The sequence below is a fragment of the Pseudolabrys sp. Root1462 genome (assembly GCF_001426945.1).
Classification (GTDB): domain Bacteria; phylum Pseudomonadota; class Alphaproteobacteria; order Rhizobiales; family Xanthobacteraceae; genus Pseudolabrys.
The window spans coordinates 80,540-95,040 of record NZ_LMFS01000003.1 but is presented as its reverse complement, the minus strand read 5'-3'; the positions used below and the strand labels follow the sequence as shown (position 1 = coordinate 95,040).

At 64.5% G+C, this 14,501-nt stretch carries 12 protein-coding genes; 1 reads left to right on the top strand and 11 read right to left on the bottom strand.

Annotation, left to right across the window (positions count from 1 at the left end; genetic code table 11):
- Positions 1 to 311: 311 nt before the first annotated feature.
- The gene (gene katG, locus ASD45_RS17135; protein WP_056912918.1) at positions 312 to 2,501 is read right to left on the bottom strand and encodes a catalase/peroxidase HPI; all 2,190 of its coding nucleotides are present in this window, start codon (positions 2,499 to 2,501) and stop codon (positions 312 to 314) included.
- A 185-nt stretch (positions 2,502 to 2,686) separates the two neighbouring features.
- Here katG and ASD45_RS17130 point away from each other — a divergent pair, with 185 nt between their 5' ends.
- Complete coding sequence (locus ASD45_RS17130) at positions 2,687 to 3,619, top strand: hydrogen peroxide-inducible genes activator (protein WP_056912917.1); 933 nt, start codon at positions 2,687 to 2,689, stop codon at positions 3,617 to 3,619.
- Here ASD45_RS17130 and ASD45_RS17125 read toward each other — a convergent pair.
- The 10 genes from ASD45_RS17125 to nusA all read right to left on the bottom strand — a co-directional run bounded on the left by ASD45_RS17125 (position 3,597) and on the right by nusA (position 14,497).
- Positions 3,597 to 4,280, bottom strand: a complete 684-nt coding sequence (locus ASD45_RS17125; protein ID WP_056912916.1) for a Crp/Fnr family transcriptional regulator — start codon at positions 4,278 to 4,280, stop codon at positions 3,597 to 3,599. The genes ASD45_RS17130 and ASD45_RS17125 overlap by 23 nt on opposite strands.
- Positions 4,281 to 4,402: 122 nt before the next feature.
- Positions 4,403 to 4,543, bottom strand: a complete 141-nt coding sequence (locus ASD45_RS23605; protein WP_156380961.1) for a hypothetical protein — start codon at positions 4,541 to 4,543, stop codon at positions 4,403 to 4,405.
- 219 nt (positions 4,544 to 4,762) lie between these two features.
- Positions 4,763 to 4,960, bottom strand: coding sequence for a hypothetical protein (locus ASD45_RS17120; RefSeq protein ID WP_056912915.1), 198 nt, complete (start codon positions 4,958 to 4,960; stop codon positions 4,763 to 4,765).
- A gap of 183 nt (positions 4,961 to 5,143) precedes the next feature.
- The gene (pnp, locus tag ASD45_RS17115) at positions 5,144 to 7,294 is read right to left on the bottom strand and encodes a polyribonucleotide nucleotidyltransferase (RefSeq protein ID WP_056912914.1); all 2,151 of its coding nucleotides are present in this window, start codon (positions 7,292 to 7,294) and stop codon (positions 5,144 to 5,146) included.
- 339 nt (positions 7,295 to 7,633) lie between these two features.
- Complete coding sequence (rpsO, locus tag ASD45_RS17110) at positions 7,634 to 7,903, bottom strand: 30S ribosomal protein S15 (protein WP_056912913.1); 270 nt, start codon at positions 7,901 to 7,903, stop codon at positions 7,634 to 7,636.
- A 3-nt stretch (positions 7,904 to 7,906) separates the two neighbouring features.
- Positions 7,907 to 8,962: a tRNA pseudouridine(55) synthase TruB gene (gene truB / locus ASD45_RS17105; RefSeq protein ID WP_056912912.1), complete on the bottom strand. Its 1,056-nt coding sequence runs from the start codon at positions 8,960 to 8,962 to the stop codon at positions 7,907 to 7,909.
- Positions 8,959 to 9,375: a 30S ribosome-binding factor RbfA gene (rbfA, locus tag ASD45_RS17100; RefSeq protein WP_056912911.1), complete on the bottom strand. Its 417-nt coding sequence runs from the start codon at positions 9,373 to 9,375 to the stop codon at positions 8,959 to 8,961. Before rbfA ends, truB begins: the two co-directional genes overlap by 4 nt.
- A gap of 159 nt (positions 9,376 to 9,534) precedes the next feature.
- A complete protein-coding gene (infB, locus tag ASD45_RS17095) occupies positions 9,535 to 12,084 on the bottom strand; it encodes a translation initiation factor IF-2 (RefSeq protein ID WP_056912910.1) in 2,550 nt (849 codons plus the stop codon).
- Positions 12,081 to 12,863, bottom strand: a complete 783-nt coding sequence (locus ASD45_RS17090; RefSeq protein ID WP_082540996.1) for an RNA-binding protein — start codon at positions 12,861 to 12,863, stop codon at positions 12,081 to 12,083. Before ASD45_RS17090 ends, infB begins: the two co-directional genes overlap by 4 nt.
- Before the next feature lie 17 nt (positions 12,864 to 12,880).
- Entirely contained in the window at positions 12,881 to 14,497 is a 1,617-nt protein-coding gene (gene nusA / locus ASD45_RS17085) for a transcription termination factor NusA (protein WP_056912909.1), read from the bottom strand.
- Positions 14,498 to 14,501: the final 4 nt, after the last annotated feature.

Here is a 14,501-nt window from a genome sequence, read left to right as displayed (position 1 = left end):
CGATGGAGCGCCGCGGGGCGCATGTGTCCTCCGATCGAGGGCACAGCGCACCGCAAGGTGCGACCCATCAGAGCGCCTCGCGGCGCTCCATCCCCTCGACGTGTTCGAGGGCGGAAGCGGACGACGGCGTGACCCGCGCCGGACAAAGAACAGGGCCTGCGGAGCGTTGGCTGTAAGGCTGTTGGCTGTTTGACAGTTGCATCGAAGGTCATTCCGGAGCGTCCGCGCGTTTCACGCGCGTCCCGGAATGACATCGATAAAAAACGGCCGGGGATTCCCCGGCCGTCTCATTTTCATCCGGTGCAGGAAGCTTACGCCGCCTTCTGCGTGCCGCCGCCGACCAGGTCGAAGCGGTCGGCGTTCATCACCTTGGTCCAGGCCGCGACGAAGTCCTTGACGAACTTCTCCTTGGAGTCGGCGCAGCCATAGACTTCGGCGAAGGCGCGCAGTTGCGAGTGCGAGCCGAAGATCAGGTCGACATTGGTCGCCGTCCACTTCAGTTCGCCCGTCTTGCGATCCTTGCCCTCATAAATGTCGCCATCCTTGTGCGACCACACCGTATCCATGGTGAGCAGGTTGACGAAGAAGTCGTTGGTCAGCGTGCCGACATTCTTGGTGAAGACGCCATGCTTGGAGTTCTGCACATTGGCGCCGAGCACGCGCAGACCGCCGATGAGCGCGGTCATTTCCGGACCGGTCAGCGTCAGAAGCTGCGCCCTGTCGATCAGGGCTTCCTGCGGCGACATGAACTGATGCTTCTTGGCGTTGACATAGTTGCGGAAGCCGTCGGCGCGCGGCTCGAGCGGCGCGAACGAGGCAACGTCGGTCTGCTCCTGCGACGCATCGGTGCGGCCCGGGGCGAACGGCACCTTCACGTCGACGCCGCCATCCTTCGCCGCCTTCTCGATCGCAGCGACGCCGCCGAGCACGATGAGATCGGCCAGCGATACCTTGTTGCCGGCGTCCTTCTGGATGCCTTCGAGCGTCTTCAGCACCTTGGCGAGTTCGGGCGGGTTATTGACGTCCCAGTCCTTCTGCGGGGCGAGGCGAATGCGCGCGCCATTGGCGCCGCCGCGCTTGTCGGAGCCGCGGAAGGTCGAGGCCGAAGCCCAGGCGGTCGACACGAGCTCGGCCACCGAGAGACCCGAGGCGAGAATCTTCGCCTTGAGGTCGGCGATGTCCTTGTCGCCGATCGCTGCGCCGCTCGGCGCCGGGACCGGATCCTGCCAGATCAGCACTTCCTGCGGCACCAGCTTGCCGAGGTAGCGCACGCGCGGTCCCATGTCGCGGTGGGTCAGCTTGAACCAGGCGCGCGCGAAGGCGTCGTTGAACGCTTGAGGGTTCTCGTAGAAGCGCCGCGAGATCTTCTCGTAAGCAGGGTCGAAGCGCAGCGCGAGGTCGGTGGTCAGCATCGTCGGGCGATGCTTCTTCGTCTTGTCGAACGCGTCCGGCACGTCGGCCGCGGCGTTCTTGGCGACCCACTGCTTGGCGCCGGCAGGGCTCTTGGTCAGCTCCCATTCGTTTTCGAACAGGTTTTTGAAGAACAGGTTGTTCCACTGCGTCGGCGTCTGCGTCCATGTGACTTCCGGACCACCGGTGGTGGTGTCGGCGCCGATGCCGGTGCCGTGCTTGCTCTTCCAGCCGAGGCCCTGATCCTCGAGCGCGGAGCCTTCCGGATCGGGGCCGATCAGCGACGGATCGCCGGCGCCGTGCGTCTTGCCGAGGGTGTGACCACCGGCGATGAGCGCCACGGTCTCCTCATCGTTCATCGCCATGCGGAAGAACGTCTCGCGGATGTCCTTCGCGGCGGCGACCGGGTCCGGGTTGCCGCCGGGGCCTTCCGGGTTGACGTAGATCAGACCCATCTGCACCGCGCCGAGCGGCTCGGCGAGCTGGCGTTCACCGGAGTAGCGCTCGTCGCCGAGCCAGGTGCCTTCCGGACCCCAGAACAGTTCTTCCGGCTCCCACACGTCCTTGCGGCCGCCGGCGAAACCGAACGTCTTGAAGCCGCACGCTTCCAGCGCGGCGTTGCCGGCGAGGATCATCAGGTCGGCCCAGGAAATCTTGCGGCCGTACTTCTGCTTGATCGGCCAGAGCAGGCGACGGGCCTTGTCGAGGTTGGCATTATCCGGCCACGAATTGAGCGGCGCGAAGCGCTGCTGTCCGGCGCCGGCGCCGCCGCGCCCGTCGGTAATACGATAGGTGCCGGCCGAGTGCCAGGCCATGCGGATCATGAGGCCGGCATAGTTGCCGAAGTCGGCCGGCCACCAGTCCTGGCTATCGGTCATCAGCTTCTTGAGGTCGGCCATGACCGCGTCGAGATCGAGATTCTTGAACTCCTTGGCGTAGTCGAAGCCGGCATCCATCGGATCGGACAAGGTCGAGTTGCGGTGCAGGATCGACACGTCCAGCGCGTCCGGCCACCAGTCACGATTGCTGTGGCCCCGGCCCCCGGTGAAGGGGCATTTGCCCGCGCTCTTGTCATCGGTTTTTGCGTCCATTGGGTCTCTCCGGTCCGTTCTCAAAAGCAGGCCGTTGGTTCGGCCCGTGATGATGCCTGGAATGATGGTTGGCACGCCCAGACTGTAGGGGCGCTTGCTGGCGGTTGTATGGAGCGATTCCAATCAGGTCCAATCGTATTGATTGCCAAGTCCGATCAGTTTACCTTATCGCCTCGGAAGGCAAGATGATCACCCTGCGTCAGTTGCGTTATCTAAGTTCGCTCGCGCGCCACCGTCATTTCGGTCGCGCCGCGGAGGAGTGCGCGGTGACCCAGCCGGCGCTGTCGATGCAGGTGCGCGAGCTCGAACGCGAGATCGGCGCCAAACTGGTCGAACGGCGTCCGGGCGATATCGTGCTCACCGACGTCGGCCTCGAAGTCGCCCGCCGCGCCGAACACATTCTCGCGTCGGCGCGCGATCTGGTCGATTTCGCCCGCCACCGCGAAGTGCTCGCCGGTTCGCTCAAGCTCGGCATCATTCCGACGCTGGCGCCGTATATTTTACCGCGTGTGCTGCCGCTGCTGCAGAAGCAGTACCCGCACTTGCGTCTCGACGTGCGTGAAACGCAGACCCGGACGCTCGTCGACGAACTGGCGGGCGGCGGGCTCGACGTCGTCCTGCTGGCGCTGCCGGTCGAAGGCGCCGAGGTCGAAACCTTGCCGTTGTTCGAGGACGCCTTTCTGCTCGCCGTGCCGGCCGACGATCCGCTGCCGGCGCGAGGCCGCGTCGGCATCCGCGACGTCGATCAGCGCCGCCTCATCCTGCTCGAAGAAGGCCATTGCCTGCGCGATCAGGCTCTCGCGTTCTGCGCCCCGAAGCGCGGCGATGCATCCGGCCAAACGGCGAGCCTCGGCGCGACCTCGCTGTCGACCGTCATGCAAATGGTGGCGAATGGCTATGGCGTCACGCTGGTGCCGGAAGTGGCCATCGACGCCAAAGCGCTGGACCCGCGGGTCAAGTTGCTGCGCTTCCGCGATCCGGAGCCGGGTCGCTCGGTCGGCCTGGCGTGGCGCAAGACCTCACCGCGCGCCGGCGATTTCGTGGCCTTGGGTCAGGCCATCGTGGCGGCCCATGATGGCGCCGCGAGCGCACCGGTCAAACTTCGCTCTCGCGCTTGAGCGCGGCGGGCTTCTCGAGGCAGTAGTAACCCGACAACCGCGTGACGGTCTTGGCGCGCATCCAGTCATTCATGATGCGGCTGACATTTTCGCGGGCGATGCCGGCCATCGCCGCCAGTTCGCTCTGACTGACTTTCTGGCGAATGACGATGCGGCCACCGGCAACCTCGTTTCCGAAGGCGTGGGCGAGATCGAGCAACGCGCGGGCCACGCGCCCTTTCAGCGGCAGGAAACTTCCGGCGGCAACGAGCGCGTCGGTGTCGCGCAGCCGCGCCGCCAGCACCCTGACGAAGTATTTAAAAATGCGCGGCTCCTTCTCGGCGAAGGCGTCGAAGGCGGCGCGGCTGAGAAAGCTGAGCTTGCAATCGCGCAGCGCGGTGACGGTCGCCGAGCGCGGCAGGCCGTCGATGATCGCGAGATCGCCGACGACTGCGCCGGGTCCGAGAATGGCGAGAATGCGTTCGGCGCCGCTTGCCGAGGCGATACTGACTTTCAGCAAGCCCTCGTCGAGGCGATAGAGGCCATCGCCCGGATCGTCGGCGAGAAACAGAACCTCGTTGGACGCGAGTTTGCGCGGCGTGGCGCCGGCCATCAGTTCGGTGGCCAGACCTTTCGGCAAGTCCGACAGCAGATTGCCCTTGCCGGCTCCTGCGCTCGCCATGCGTCACCCCAAAATTAAACGCCGCGGCTGCTGCCGCGGCCGGCAATCTAGCAGAGTTCCGGGATGCCTAGCGACACGGCGGCGTTGCAGGCGGCTTCGGGAGTAACCGGCTGGGAAGGCAGTTAATCGACGACTACCGAGATCGTCAAAGGTGCGGTGGGATCGACGCCGTCGTCGTGCGGGGAATAACAAACAAGGTTGGCGGCGAAGGCGCCGCTCGCCAGCATAACCAAGGTGAGACTGATCAGAATGGCGTTCTTCATGACATGCTCCCTCGGGTTGTCGCCAGCTCCGGCGGCGTGGACCATGGTTAACAAACTATGGATTCCGGACGTTCCGCGCTGTGATCGTGGTCACACCGATGTGTGTTCCGCAGAGAGCCAAAGGTTCAAAAAAACGGCCCGCAAAGCGGGCCGTTCTCAAGGTGGGCTGGGGTAAGCCACCGGCCTCGGTGGTTATGGGGGGGGCGAGGCCGGTCGGGGTTAGCTCATGGGGTGTGAGCTAATGAAAGCGATGTCGCGTTCATGTTTCGGCGGAACGCGAAGCGGCGCGCGCTCTCGAGTTTGTTGGACCTGCACGGGCGTGGTGATGCCGCCGGCATAAGGGCTGACCAGGTCGGTCACCAGCGCCACTACGGCGAGGAGCAGGGTGGCGATCGCGAGCAGAATGGTCTTCGGCATGCCTTCCCTCCTGTTGATCCGTCGGGAACGTTTCGTTCCGATAATCAAAAAAGTAGGGCGGCAGCGGTGTACCGGCTGTGACATAGATCACAAAAAACCGGAAACCGCCAAGTGCCTGTCGGGCAAAGAAAAAAGGCGGCCGCGAGGCCGCCTTTTGCCGTCTTGTTTATAAAAAAGGACTCTTTATTCCGCCGCCGGCTGTTCGCCGCCTTCGGCCCGGCCCTTGTTCTCGATGTCTTCGCCAGTCACCTGATCGACCGCCTTCATCGACAGGCGCACCTTGCCGCGGTCGTCCATGCCGAGCAGCTTCACCTTGACCTTGTCGCCTTCCTTGACGACGTCCTTGGTGTTCTGCACGCGGTTGGCCGCGAGCTGGCTGATGTGGACGAGACCGTCCTTGGCGCCGAAGAAGTTCACGAAAGCGCCGAAGTCCATGACCTTGACGACCGTGCCTTCGTAGATGTGGCCGATTTCCGGATCGGACGCGATCGACTTGATCCAGTTGATCGCCGCCTTGATCGACTCGCCCGAAGCCGAGGCGACCTTCACCGAGCCGTCGTCCTCGATGTTGATCTTGGCGCCGGTCTTTTCGACGATCTCGCGGATCACCTTGCCGCCGGTGCCGATCACTTCGCGGATCTTGTCAGTCGGGATCTTGAAGGTCTCGATGCGCGGCGCGTGCTCGCCGAGTTCGGCGCGGGCCGAGGTCAGCGCCTTCGACATTTCGCCGAGGATGTGGATGCGGCCCTGCTTGGCCTGGCCAAGCGCGACCTTCATGATCTCTTCGGTGATACCGGCGATCTTGATGTCCATCTGCAGCGAGGTGATGCCTTCCTCGGTACCGGCGACCTTGAAGTCCATGTCGCCGAGGTGATCTTCGTCACCCAGGATATCCGACAGAACCGCATAGCGGTCGCCTTCGAGGATGAGACCCATCGCGATGCCCGCGGTGGCGCGCTTCATCGGCACGCCGGCGTCCATCAGCGCGAGCGATGCGCCGCAAACCGAAGCCATCGACGACGAGCCGTTCGACTCGGTGATCTCCGAAACGACGCGGATCGTGTAGGGGAACTCTTCCTTCGACGGCAGCACCGGATGGATCGCGCGCCAGGCGAGCTTGCCGTGGCCGATCTCGCGGCGCTTGGTGCCACCGAGACGGCCCGTCTCACCGACCGAATAGGGCGGGAAGTTGTAGTGCAGCAGGAACGATTCCTTGTAGGTGCCCTGCAGCGCGTCGATCCACTGTTCGTCCTCACCGGTGCCGAGCGTGGTGACGACCAGCGCCTGGGTTTCACCGCGGGTGAACAGCGCCGAGCCGTGCGTGCGCGGCAGAATGCCGGCCTGCACCTCGATCGGACGAACGGTCACGAGATCGCGGCCGTCAATGCGCTTCTTGGTGTCGAGGATGTTCCAGCGAACGATCTTCGCTTCGAGCTCCTTGAACACTTCGGCGACGCGGGTCTTCGGATACTTCGGTTCGACGCCTTCCGGGAAGAAGTGCGCCATCACGCGCTCTTTCACCTTGCCGACGGCGGCGTAACGCTCCTGCTTCACCGAGATGGTGTAAGCGGCACGAAGGTCCTTTTCGGCGAGGCCGAGAATTTCCTTTTCCAGGTCCGCGTTATCGTTGACGACGAGTTCGCGCGGCTCCTTGGCGGCCTTCTCGGCAAGCTGGATGATCGCCTGGATGACCGGCTGGAAGTGGCGGTGGCCGAACATCACGGCGCCGAGCATGATGTCTTCCGACAGCTCCTTGGCCTCGGATTCAACCATCAGCACGGCGTCATTGGTGCCGGCGACAACGAGGTCGAGCTTGCTTTCCGGCATCTCGTCGAGCTGCGGATTGAGCACGTATTCGCCGTTGATGAAGCCGACGCGCGCGGCGCCGATCGGGCCCATGAACGGCGCGCCGGACAGAGTCAACGCGGCGGACGAGGCAACCATCGCCAGGATGTCGGGATCGTTCTCGAGGTCATGCGACAGCGTCGTGATGATGACCTGGGTTTCGCAGCGCCAGCCGTCGGCGAACAGCGGACGGACGGGGCGATCGATCAGACGGGAAACCAGGGTTTCCTTTTCGGTCGGACGGCCTTCACGCTTGAAATAGCCGCCCGGGATGCGACCGGCGGCGTAGAACTTTTCCTGATAGTCGACGGTGAGCGGCAGGAAGTCGACGCCTTCGCGCGGCGCCTTGGCGGCGACGACGGTGGCGAGAACGGTGGTGTCGCCGTAGGAGGCGAGCACGGCGCCGTCGGCCTGACGCGCGACGTGACCGGTTTCGAGGGTGAGCTTGCGCCCGCCCCAATCGAGTTCAACTCGATGGACATTAAACATAGTCTGTTTCTCTCATGGTTCTCGGAAAGGCTCCCGAAAGCCATGTGCAAGACGGCAAGAAACTGCTGCGATGCGCGTCGTGCGCCAATGCAACAGCGTCTGGCGATCCTGCCATGACCTCAAGAACCTTGCCTTTTGGCGGCCGGGCATTCATCCCGACCCGGATTATCCGGAAGCGCCATCGCTTCCCGGACTCTTCAAAAAACGAACGCAACTGACGCCCGTTTTGCACTCAGCGAATGCGACGGCACTCGCTTGGCATTCAACCGGCGACGCTTCAAAGCCCGCCGATTGCAAAAACGCGCGGCGCTCTTTCGAAGCGCCGCGCGCAAAACTTGTTTATCGACGGATGCCGAGCTTCTCGATCAGCGTCTTGTAACGCTTCTCGTCGGTCTTCCGCAGATAGTCGAGAAGCGAACGGCGCGTCGAGACCATCTTAAGAAGGCCACGGCGGGAATGGTTGTCCTTGGCGTGCGTCTTGAAGTGCTCGGTGAGCTGGTTGATGCGTTCCGAGAGGATCGCAACTTGCACTTCCGGCGAGCCGGTATCGTTCGCTTTGGTCGCGTTGGCCTTGATCACTTCGGCCTTGCGGGCAGTCGTCAGCGACATCGGTTATCCTTTCTTGCGACCGGCTCTGCCCAACAGGCCGGCCAGGTTGAACACGCGCTTAGGGACGATTTCACCGTGGTCGACTTCGCCAAGGGCGAGCAAGCGGCCCGAGACCGTGACGTAGACCGTACCGCGGAAATTGGGAGCGTCCCGTCCGCGCAACAAAACGGCTTGGCCCCTTTGGAGCCTTGCCGCATCAGGCCCGCTGACAGCCAGTGCCGGGATGTCGTCCAGCGCGGTCTCAACGGGCATGAGCGCGTCGGCGAGGTTTCCCTCGCCGGTGGCGGCTCTATGGCATAGAGCCTCCAAATCTTCCAGTGAAATCATGGTTTCGGGGGTGAAGCCGCCGACCGAGCAGCGGCGCAGCGCCGAAACGTGGCCGAAGCAGCCGAGCGCCCGGCCGATATCGCGGGCCAGCGACCGCACATAGGTGCCCTTGCCGCATTCGGCCTCCAGGACGGCGTGGTCGGCGTCCGGCATCTCGATGAGTTCCAGGCGGCCGATATCGACCGTGCGGGCCTGCAATTCGACCTCGTGGCCTTCGCGAGCCAAGTCATAGGCCCGTTCACCCTCGATCTTCAGGGCCGAAAACTTGGGCGGCACCTGCTGGATCGTCCCGATATAGGCCGGAAGGGCGGCCCGGATCTGGTCGGCCGTTGGCCGAGCTGACGAGCCCTGCACGACCCGGCCTTCGGAATCGTCGGTATCCCGTTCTTCACCCCACTGGATGGTAAATCGATACAGCTTGCGGCTGTCCATGACGAAGGGGACGGTCTTGGTTGCTTCGCCCATCGCGATCGGCAGGCAGCCCGAGGCCAAGGGGTCGAGCGTGCCGGCATGGCCGCAGCGCTTGGCCGAGAACAGCCGCTTGATGATGCTCACCGCATGGGTCGAGGTCATGCCCACCGGCTTGTCGAGCACGACCCAGCCGTGGACGTCGCGCTTGTCGCGCTTGAACTGTTGTCGCTTCGGCTTGCGCGGCGGCTGGCCTTCGGCCGGCGGCGAACTGTCGGCCGATGCCGGCGGGGCGATGAGAAGATCGTTCGCGGTATCGGTCACTCGTCGTCCTTTTCCAGGTCGCGCGCCACTTGCGGCGAACGCAAAAGCTTGTCGATGCGCTCGGCTTCGGCGAAGCGATCGTCGATGTGAAAGCGCAGGTCGGGCGCGAATTTCAGATTCACCGTGTGGGCGACTTCACCGCGCATGTATTTCTTGTTGCGCTCGAGCGCGGCGACCACTTCCTCGGCGTCGCGGCCGGCCAGCGGCATGACGTAGACGGTGGCCAGTCGCAGATCGGGCGACATGCGCACTTCCGGCACGGTAATGAGGTGGCCCTCGATCACCGGGTCGTGGATGTCGCCGCGCGTCAGCATCTCGGCGATGGCATGGCGGATTAGCTCGCCGACGCGCAACTGACGTTGCGAGCCACCGGCAGGCGCGGTTTCGCGCTGGGGTTTTTTGTTGCGTGACATAGCAAATCCAAAAGCTAAAAATCGTCATGGCCGCGGGTTTGTCCCGGCCATCCACGTCTCGCTTCCTCGACAAAGGAAGCAGTGGATGCCCGGCACACGGCCGGGCATGACGGTGGAAATTAGATGAAGCGTTTCCCTACGCGCGTGTAAGACTTGGACTTACAGCGAGCGTTGAATCGTCTCCACCCGGTAGCACTCGATGACATCGCCCTGGCGCATGTCCTGGTAGTTCTCGAAGGCCATGCCGCACTCCTGACCGGCGGTCACTTCCTTCACGTCGTCCTTGAACCGCTTGAGCTGGCTCAGCTTGCCTTCATGCACGACGACGTTGTCGCGGATCAGGCGAACGCTGGCGCCGCGCTCTACATTGCCGTCGGTGACGCGGCAACCGGCGATGTTGCCGACCTTCGACACCTTGAAGACTTCGAGGATCAGCGCATTGCCCAGCATGGTTTCGCGCAATGTCGGCGGCAGCAGGCCCGACATCGCTTTCTTCACGTCATCGATGAGATCGTAGATGATGTTGTAGTAGCGGATTTCGATGCCGGCACGTTCAGCCGCTTCGCGCGCTTCCTTGTTGGCGCGGACGTTGAACGCGATGATCGGCACGCCCGAGGCTTCCGCCAGAGTGACATCCGATTCCGAAATGCCGCCGACGCCGGAGTGCAGCACGCGGGCGCCCACTTCGTCGGTGCCGAGCTTGTCGAGCGCGCCGGCGATGGCTTCAAGCGAACCCTGCACGTCAGCCTTGATCACGAGCGCAAATTCCTTGCGACCCGCGGTCTTGGCCTGCGCCATCATCTGTTCGAGCGAGCCGCGCATGCCGGTGGCGCGCGCGGACGACTTCTCGCGCTTCTGGCGCTGACGGTAATCGGTGATTTCGCGGGCGCGGGCTTCGTTCTCGACCACGGCGAGACGATCGCCGGCGTCCGGCGTGCCCGAGAAACCGAGCACTTCGACCGGGGTCGAGGGACCCGCCGTCTGCACGGCCGCACCGGTGTCGGAGACCAGCGCACGGACGCGGCCCCATTCAGCGCCGGCAACCACCAGATCGCCGATCTTGAGCGTGCCGCGCTGGACCAGCACGGTCGCGACCGGACCCCGGCCGCGATCGAGTTTGGCTTCGATCACCGTGCCTTCGGCTGGACGGCCCGGATCTGCCTTGAGGTCGAGGATTTCGGCCTGCAGCGCAATCATTTCAAGCAGCTTGTCGATATTGGTCTTCTTGGTCGCGGACACTTCCACGTCCACCACGTCGCCGCCGAGCGACTCGACCTGAATCTCATGCTGCAGCAGTTCTGTGCGCACGCGATCCGGCGTCGCGCCCGGCTTGTCGATCTTGTTGATGGCGACGATGATCGGCACCTTCGCCGCCTTGGCGTGATGGATGGCTTCGATCGTCTGCGGCATGACGCCGTCGTCAGCAGCAACCACGAGAATGACGATATCGGTGACCTTGGCGCCGCGGGCACGCATCGCGGTGAACGCAGCGTGGCCCGGCGTATCGATGAAGGTGACCTTGTCGCCTGACGCGGACGTGACCTGATAAGCGCCGATGTGCTGCGTGATGCCGCCGGCTTCGCCGGAGACGACGTCGGCCTGGCGGATGGCATCGAGCAGCGATGTCTTGCCGTGATCGACGTGGCCCATGACGGTGACGACCGGCGCGCGCGATTCCAGCGCGCCTTCATCGTCGGCGGTGTCGAACAGACCTTCTTCGACATCGGATTCGGAGACGCGGCGGGCGGTGTGGCCCATTTCTTCGGCGATGAGCTGCGCCGTGTCGGCGTCGATGACGTCGTTGATCGTCGCCATCTGGCCCTGCTTCATCAGCAGGCGGATGACGTCGACCGCGCGTTCCGACATGCGGTTGGCCAGTTCCTGGATGGTGATCGCGTCCGGAATGACCACGTCGCGCGTGAGCTTTTCCTTCGGCTCGTTGGCGGCATGACCCTTCATGCGCTGGGTGCGGCGGCGGAACGAGGCCACCGACCGTTCGCGCACTTCGTCGGCGCGCAGCGCGGTGACCAGCGTCAGGCGGCCGCGTTCCTTCGGCGGCGCGGCGCGGGGTGCGGCAGGACGGGCAGTCGCCGGACGAGCGGCGCCAGGGCCGCCGCCGGGGCGGCGCGCCGTGCGCGGGGCTTCATCGTCGGCTTCGGCTTCGAGCTTCGGTCGAACGCCGGGGGCCGGCTTCTTGACCTCGTCGTCGCCGAGACGCTTCTTGGCGACTTCGCCGGCCTTGCGCTTGGATTCTTCCTCGACCTTGTGGCGCGCGTCTTCCTCGCGCTTGCGTGCGGCGGCGGCTTCGCGCTCGGCCTGCTCGATGCCTTCCTTGGAAGCGCGGCGCTTGGCCTCTGCCTCGGCGGCCTTGCGCTCCTCGGCCTCGCGGACGCGCGAGTCGGCGAGCGCGCTGGCGCGTGCAGCCATTTCTTCTTCGGTCAATGTGCGCAGTACGACGCCTGACTTCGGCGTTTCCGGAGCTGGCGGAGCCTTCGGCGCCGGCGCGGCGGCAACCTTCTTCGGCGCTTCGACGGGGGCCGGCTCGGCCTTGGCTTCGGCCGGTCCGCCGACGGTGCGGCGCTTGATCTTTTCGACGACGACCTGCTTGCTGCGGCCATGGCTGAAACTCTGGCGCACCACGCCCGTTTCCGTGCGCGGCTTCAGCGTCAACGTCAGTTTCTTTTCGCCAGGGTTCTTCGTTTCGCTCATTCCGTACTGTTTCCTTGTGCCCCATTCGCGGGAGCATTCACATCGGGCGTATTCACTTCGGACGAATTACATTCACGGGCGGCGCCTTCGGACGGCGCGACCGCGCTTATAGAATCGGGCGATTTCCCAGACCGATACCGCGTCAAGCGTGCGACGCGAGTGAGGAAAGTCTCGCTCGCAGGTCCGGCAAGCACGGCAGCATGTACCACATTTGAGCGGTTCAATGCCAAATCCAAATCGGGCCCGTTAAACGCCTCGATCAGCGTGATTTCGCGCTGGCCGGGCGAAATATTGCGCTGCAAGGCCGCATTCAGCTTGCGTTTGCCGTCCGGGGCCGCGTCGGCCGCGTGGATCAGCGCCCGGACGCCATCGCCGCCCAGAGCGGCTTCCACCTTGGCGGAACCGGCGACAACGTTACCGGCCTTGCCGGCGATCGCCAGCGCATCCAGGGCGGCTTTCGCCAGCAATTGCTCCACCTCGGCCGGCAGCTCGCGCGACACCTTGAGGTCGCGCTTGAAACCGCGGGGGAAGACGTTGCGCTTGACCGCGTCGGTAAGCGCGTCGCGGGTTGCGGTAATCCAGATGCCGCGGCCGGGCAATTTGCGCTTCACGTCGGGGACGGCGTCGCCCGCCGGCCCGACTACAAAGCGGATCATCTCCGCCACAGGCTTGAGCTCGCGCGTCAGCGCGCAGAAACGCTCCGCGCCCGCGGCGACGGAAGTCGCGCCGCGGTCGAGTTCGTCGTTCTGCGCCGTAGTATCCTGCGCGATGGCGAGCATGCCTGTGACACGGCTCCTTACGCCGGTTCGGCGGCGGCTTCAGCTTCAGCTTCGGCTTCCGCCGGAGCCTGCATCGCCGCCAGTTCAGCTTCGGTGATCCAGCCGGCCTTGAGACGGGCCTGCATGACGATGGCTTCGGCTTCGTCGCGCGATACGCCGAGACCGTCGAGATAACCCGGCTCGTGCTTGGTCTCGCCGTCCTTGCGTTCGGTCCAGCCGACCAGATCGTCGGTGGCGCAGCCGGCGAGATCCTCGATGGTCTTCACGCCGTTCTCGCCGAGCTTGACCATCATCGCGGTGGTGATGCCCGGCACCTCGCGCAGTTCGTCGGCGACGCCGAGTTCCTTGCGCTTCTCGTCGAGCTCGCCTTCCTGACGCGCGATATAGTCGCGGGCGCGCTCCTGCAATTCGCGCGCGGTGTCGTCATCGAAACCTTCGATGCCGGCGATTTCCTTTTCATCGACCAGCGCCAGTTCCTCGATTGAGGAGAAACCTTCCGACGCGAGCAACTGACCGACGACCTCGTCGAGGTCGAGCGCTTCGACGAAGGTCTTGGTGCGGCTTTCGAACTCGGCGGTGCGGCGCTCGGATTCTTCCTGCTCGGTGAGAATGTCGATGTCCCAGCCGGTGAGCTGCGAGGCCAAGCGCACGTTCTGACCGCGACGGCCGATGGCGAGCGAGAGCTGCGCATCCGGCACCACGACTTCGATGCGTTCCTTGTCTTCGTCGAGTACGACCTTGGCGACTTCAGCCGGCGCTAGCGCGTTGACGACGAAGGTGGCGATATCCGGCGACCACGGGATGATGTCGATCTTCTCGCCCTGCAGTTCGTTCACCACGGCCTGCACGCGCGAACCACGCATACCGACGCAGGCGCCGACCGGATCGACGCTGGAATCCCGCGAAATCACTGCGATTTTGGCGCGTGAGCCCGGGTCGCGGGCAACCGCCTTCACCTCGACGATGCCGTCGTAGATTTCCGGCACTTCCTGGGCGAACAGCTTGGCGGTGAATTGCGGATGCGTGCGCGACAGGAAAATCTGCGGGCCGCGCGGTTCGCGGCGCACGTCATAGATATAAGCGCGGATGCGGTCCCCGTTGCGGAACACTTCGCGCGGCAGCATCTCGTCGCGGCGGACGATGGCTTCACCGCGGCCGAGATCGACCACCACGTTGCCGTATTCGACGCGCTTGACGACGCCGTTGACGATCTCGCCGATGCGATCCTTGTATTCGGCGTACTGCCGGTCGCGCTCTGCTTCGCGGACCTTCTGCACGATGACCTGCTTGGCGGACTGCGCGGCGATGCGGCCGTATTCGAGCGGCGGCAGCGGATCGGCAATGGTGTCGCCAACCTGCGCGGCCGGATGACGCCGGCGCGCATCGGCAAGCGTGATCTGCGACGACGGGTTCTCGACGGCTTCGACCACCAGCATGTGGCGCATCAGTTTGAGCTCGCCGGTCTTCGGCTCGATCTCGGCGTGGACGTCGGTCTCGGCGCCGTAGCGCGAGCGCGCCGCCTTGGCGATGGCGTCTTCCATCGCCGCGATAACGATACCGCGGTCGATCGACTTTTCGCGCGCCACTGCATCCGCGATCTGCAACAGTTCGAGCCTATTGGCGCTGACAGCCATAGCT

Excerpts from the sequence above, each read along its gene's own strand:
- katG (WP_056912918.1), bottom strand. The coding sequence starts at position 2,501 with ATGGACGCAAAAACCGATGACAAGAGCGCGGGCAAATGCCCCTTCACC.
- ASD45_RS17130 (WP_056912917.1), top strand. The coding sequence starts at position 2,687 with ATGATCACCCTGCGTCAGTTGCGTTATCTAAGTTCGCTCGCGCGCCAC.
- ASD45_RS17125 (WP_056912916.1), bottom strand. The coding sequence starts at position 4,280 with ATGGCGAGCGCAGGAGCCGGCAAGGGCAATCTGCTGTCGGACTTGCCG.
- ASD45_RS23605 (WP_156380961.1), bottom strand. The coding sequence starts at position 4,543 with ATGAAGAACGCCATTCTGATCAGTCTCACCTTGGTTATGCTGGCGAGC.
- ASD45_RS17120 (WP_056912915.1), bottom strand. The coding sequence starts at position 4,960 with ATGCCGAAGACCATTCTGCTCGCGATCGCCACCCTGCTCCTCGCCGTA.
- pnp (WP_056912914.1), bottom strand. The coding sequence starts at position 7,294 with ATGTTTAATGTCCATCGAGTTGAACTCGATTGGGGCGGGCGCAAGCTC.
- rpsO (WP_056912913.1), bottom strand. The coding sequence starts at position 7,903 with ATGTCGCTGACGACTGCCCGCAAGGCCGAAGTGATCAAGGCCAACGCG.
- rbfA (WP_056912911.1), bottom strand. The coding sequence starts at position 9,375 with ATGTCACGCAACAAAAAACCCCAGCGCGAAACCGCGCCTGCCGGTGGC.
- infB (WP_056912910.1), bottom strand. The coding sequence starts at position 12,084 with ATGAGCGAAACGAAGAACCCTGGCGAAAAGAAACTGACGTTGACGCTG.
- ASD45_RS17090 (WP_082540996.1), bottom strand. The coding sequence starts at position 12,863 with ATGCTCGCCATCGCGCAGGATACTACGGCGCAGAACGACGAACTCGAC.
- nusA (WP_056912909.1), bottom strand. The coding sequence starts at position 14,497 with ATGGCTGTCAGCGCCAATAGGCTCGAACTGTTGCAGATCGCGGATGCA.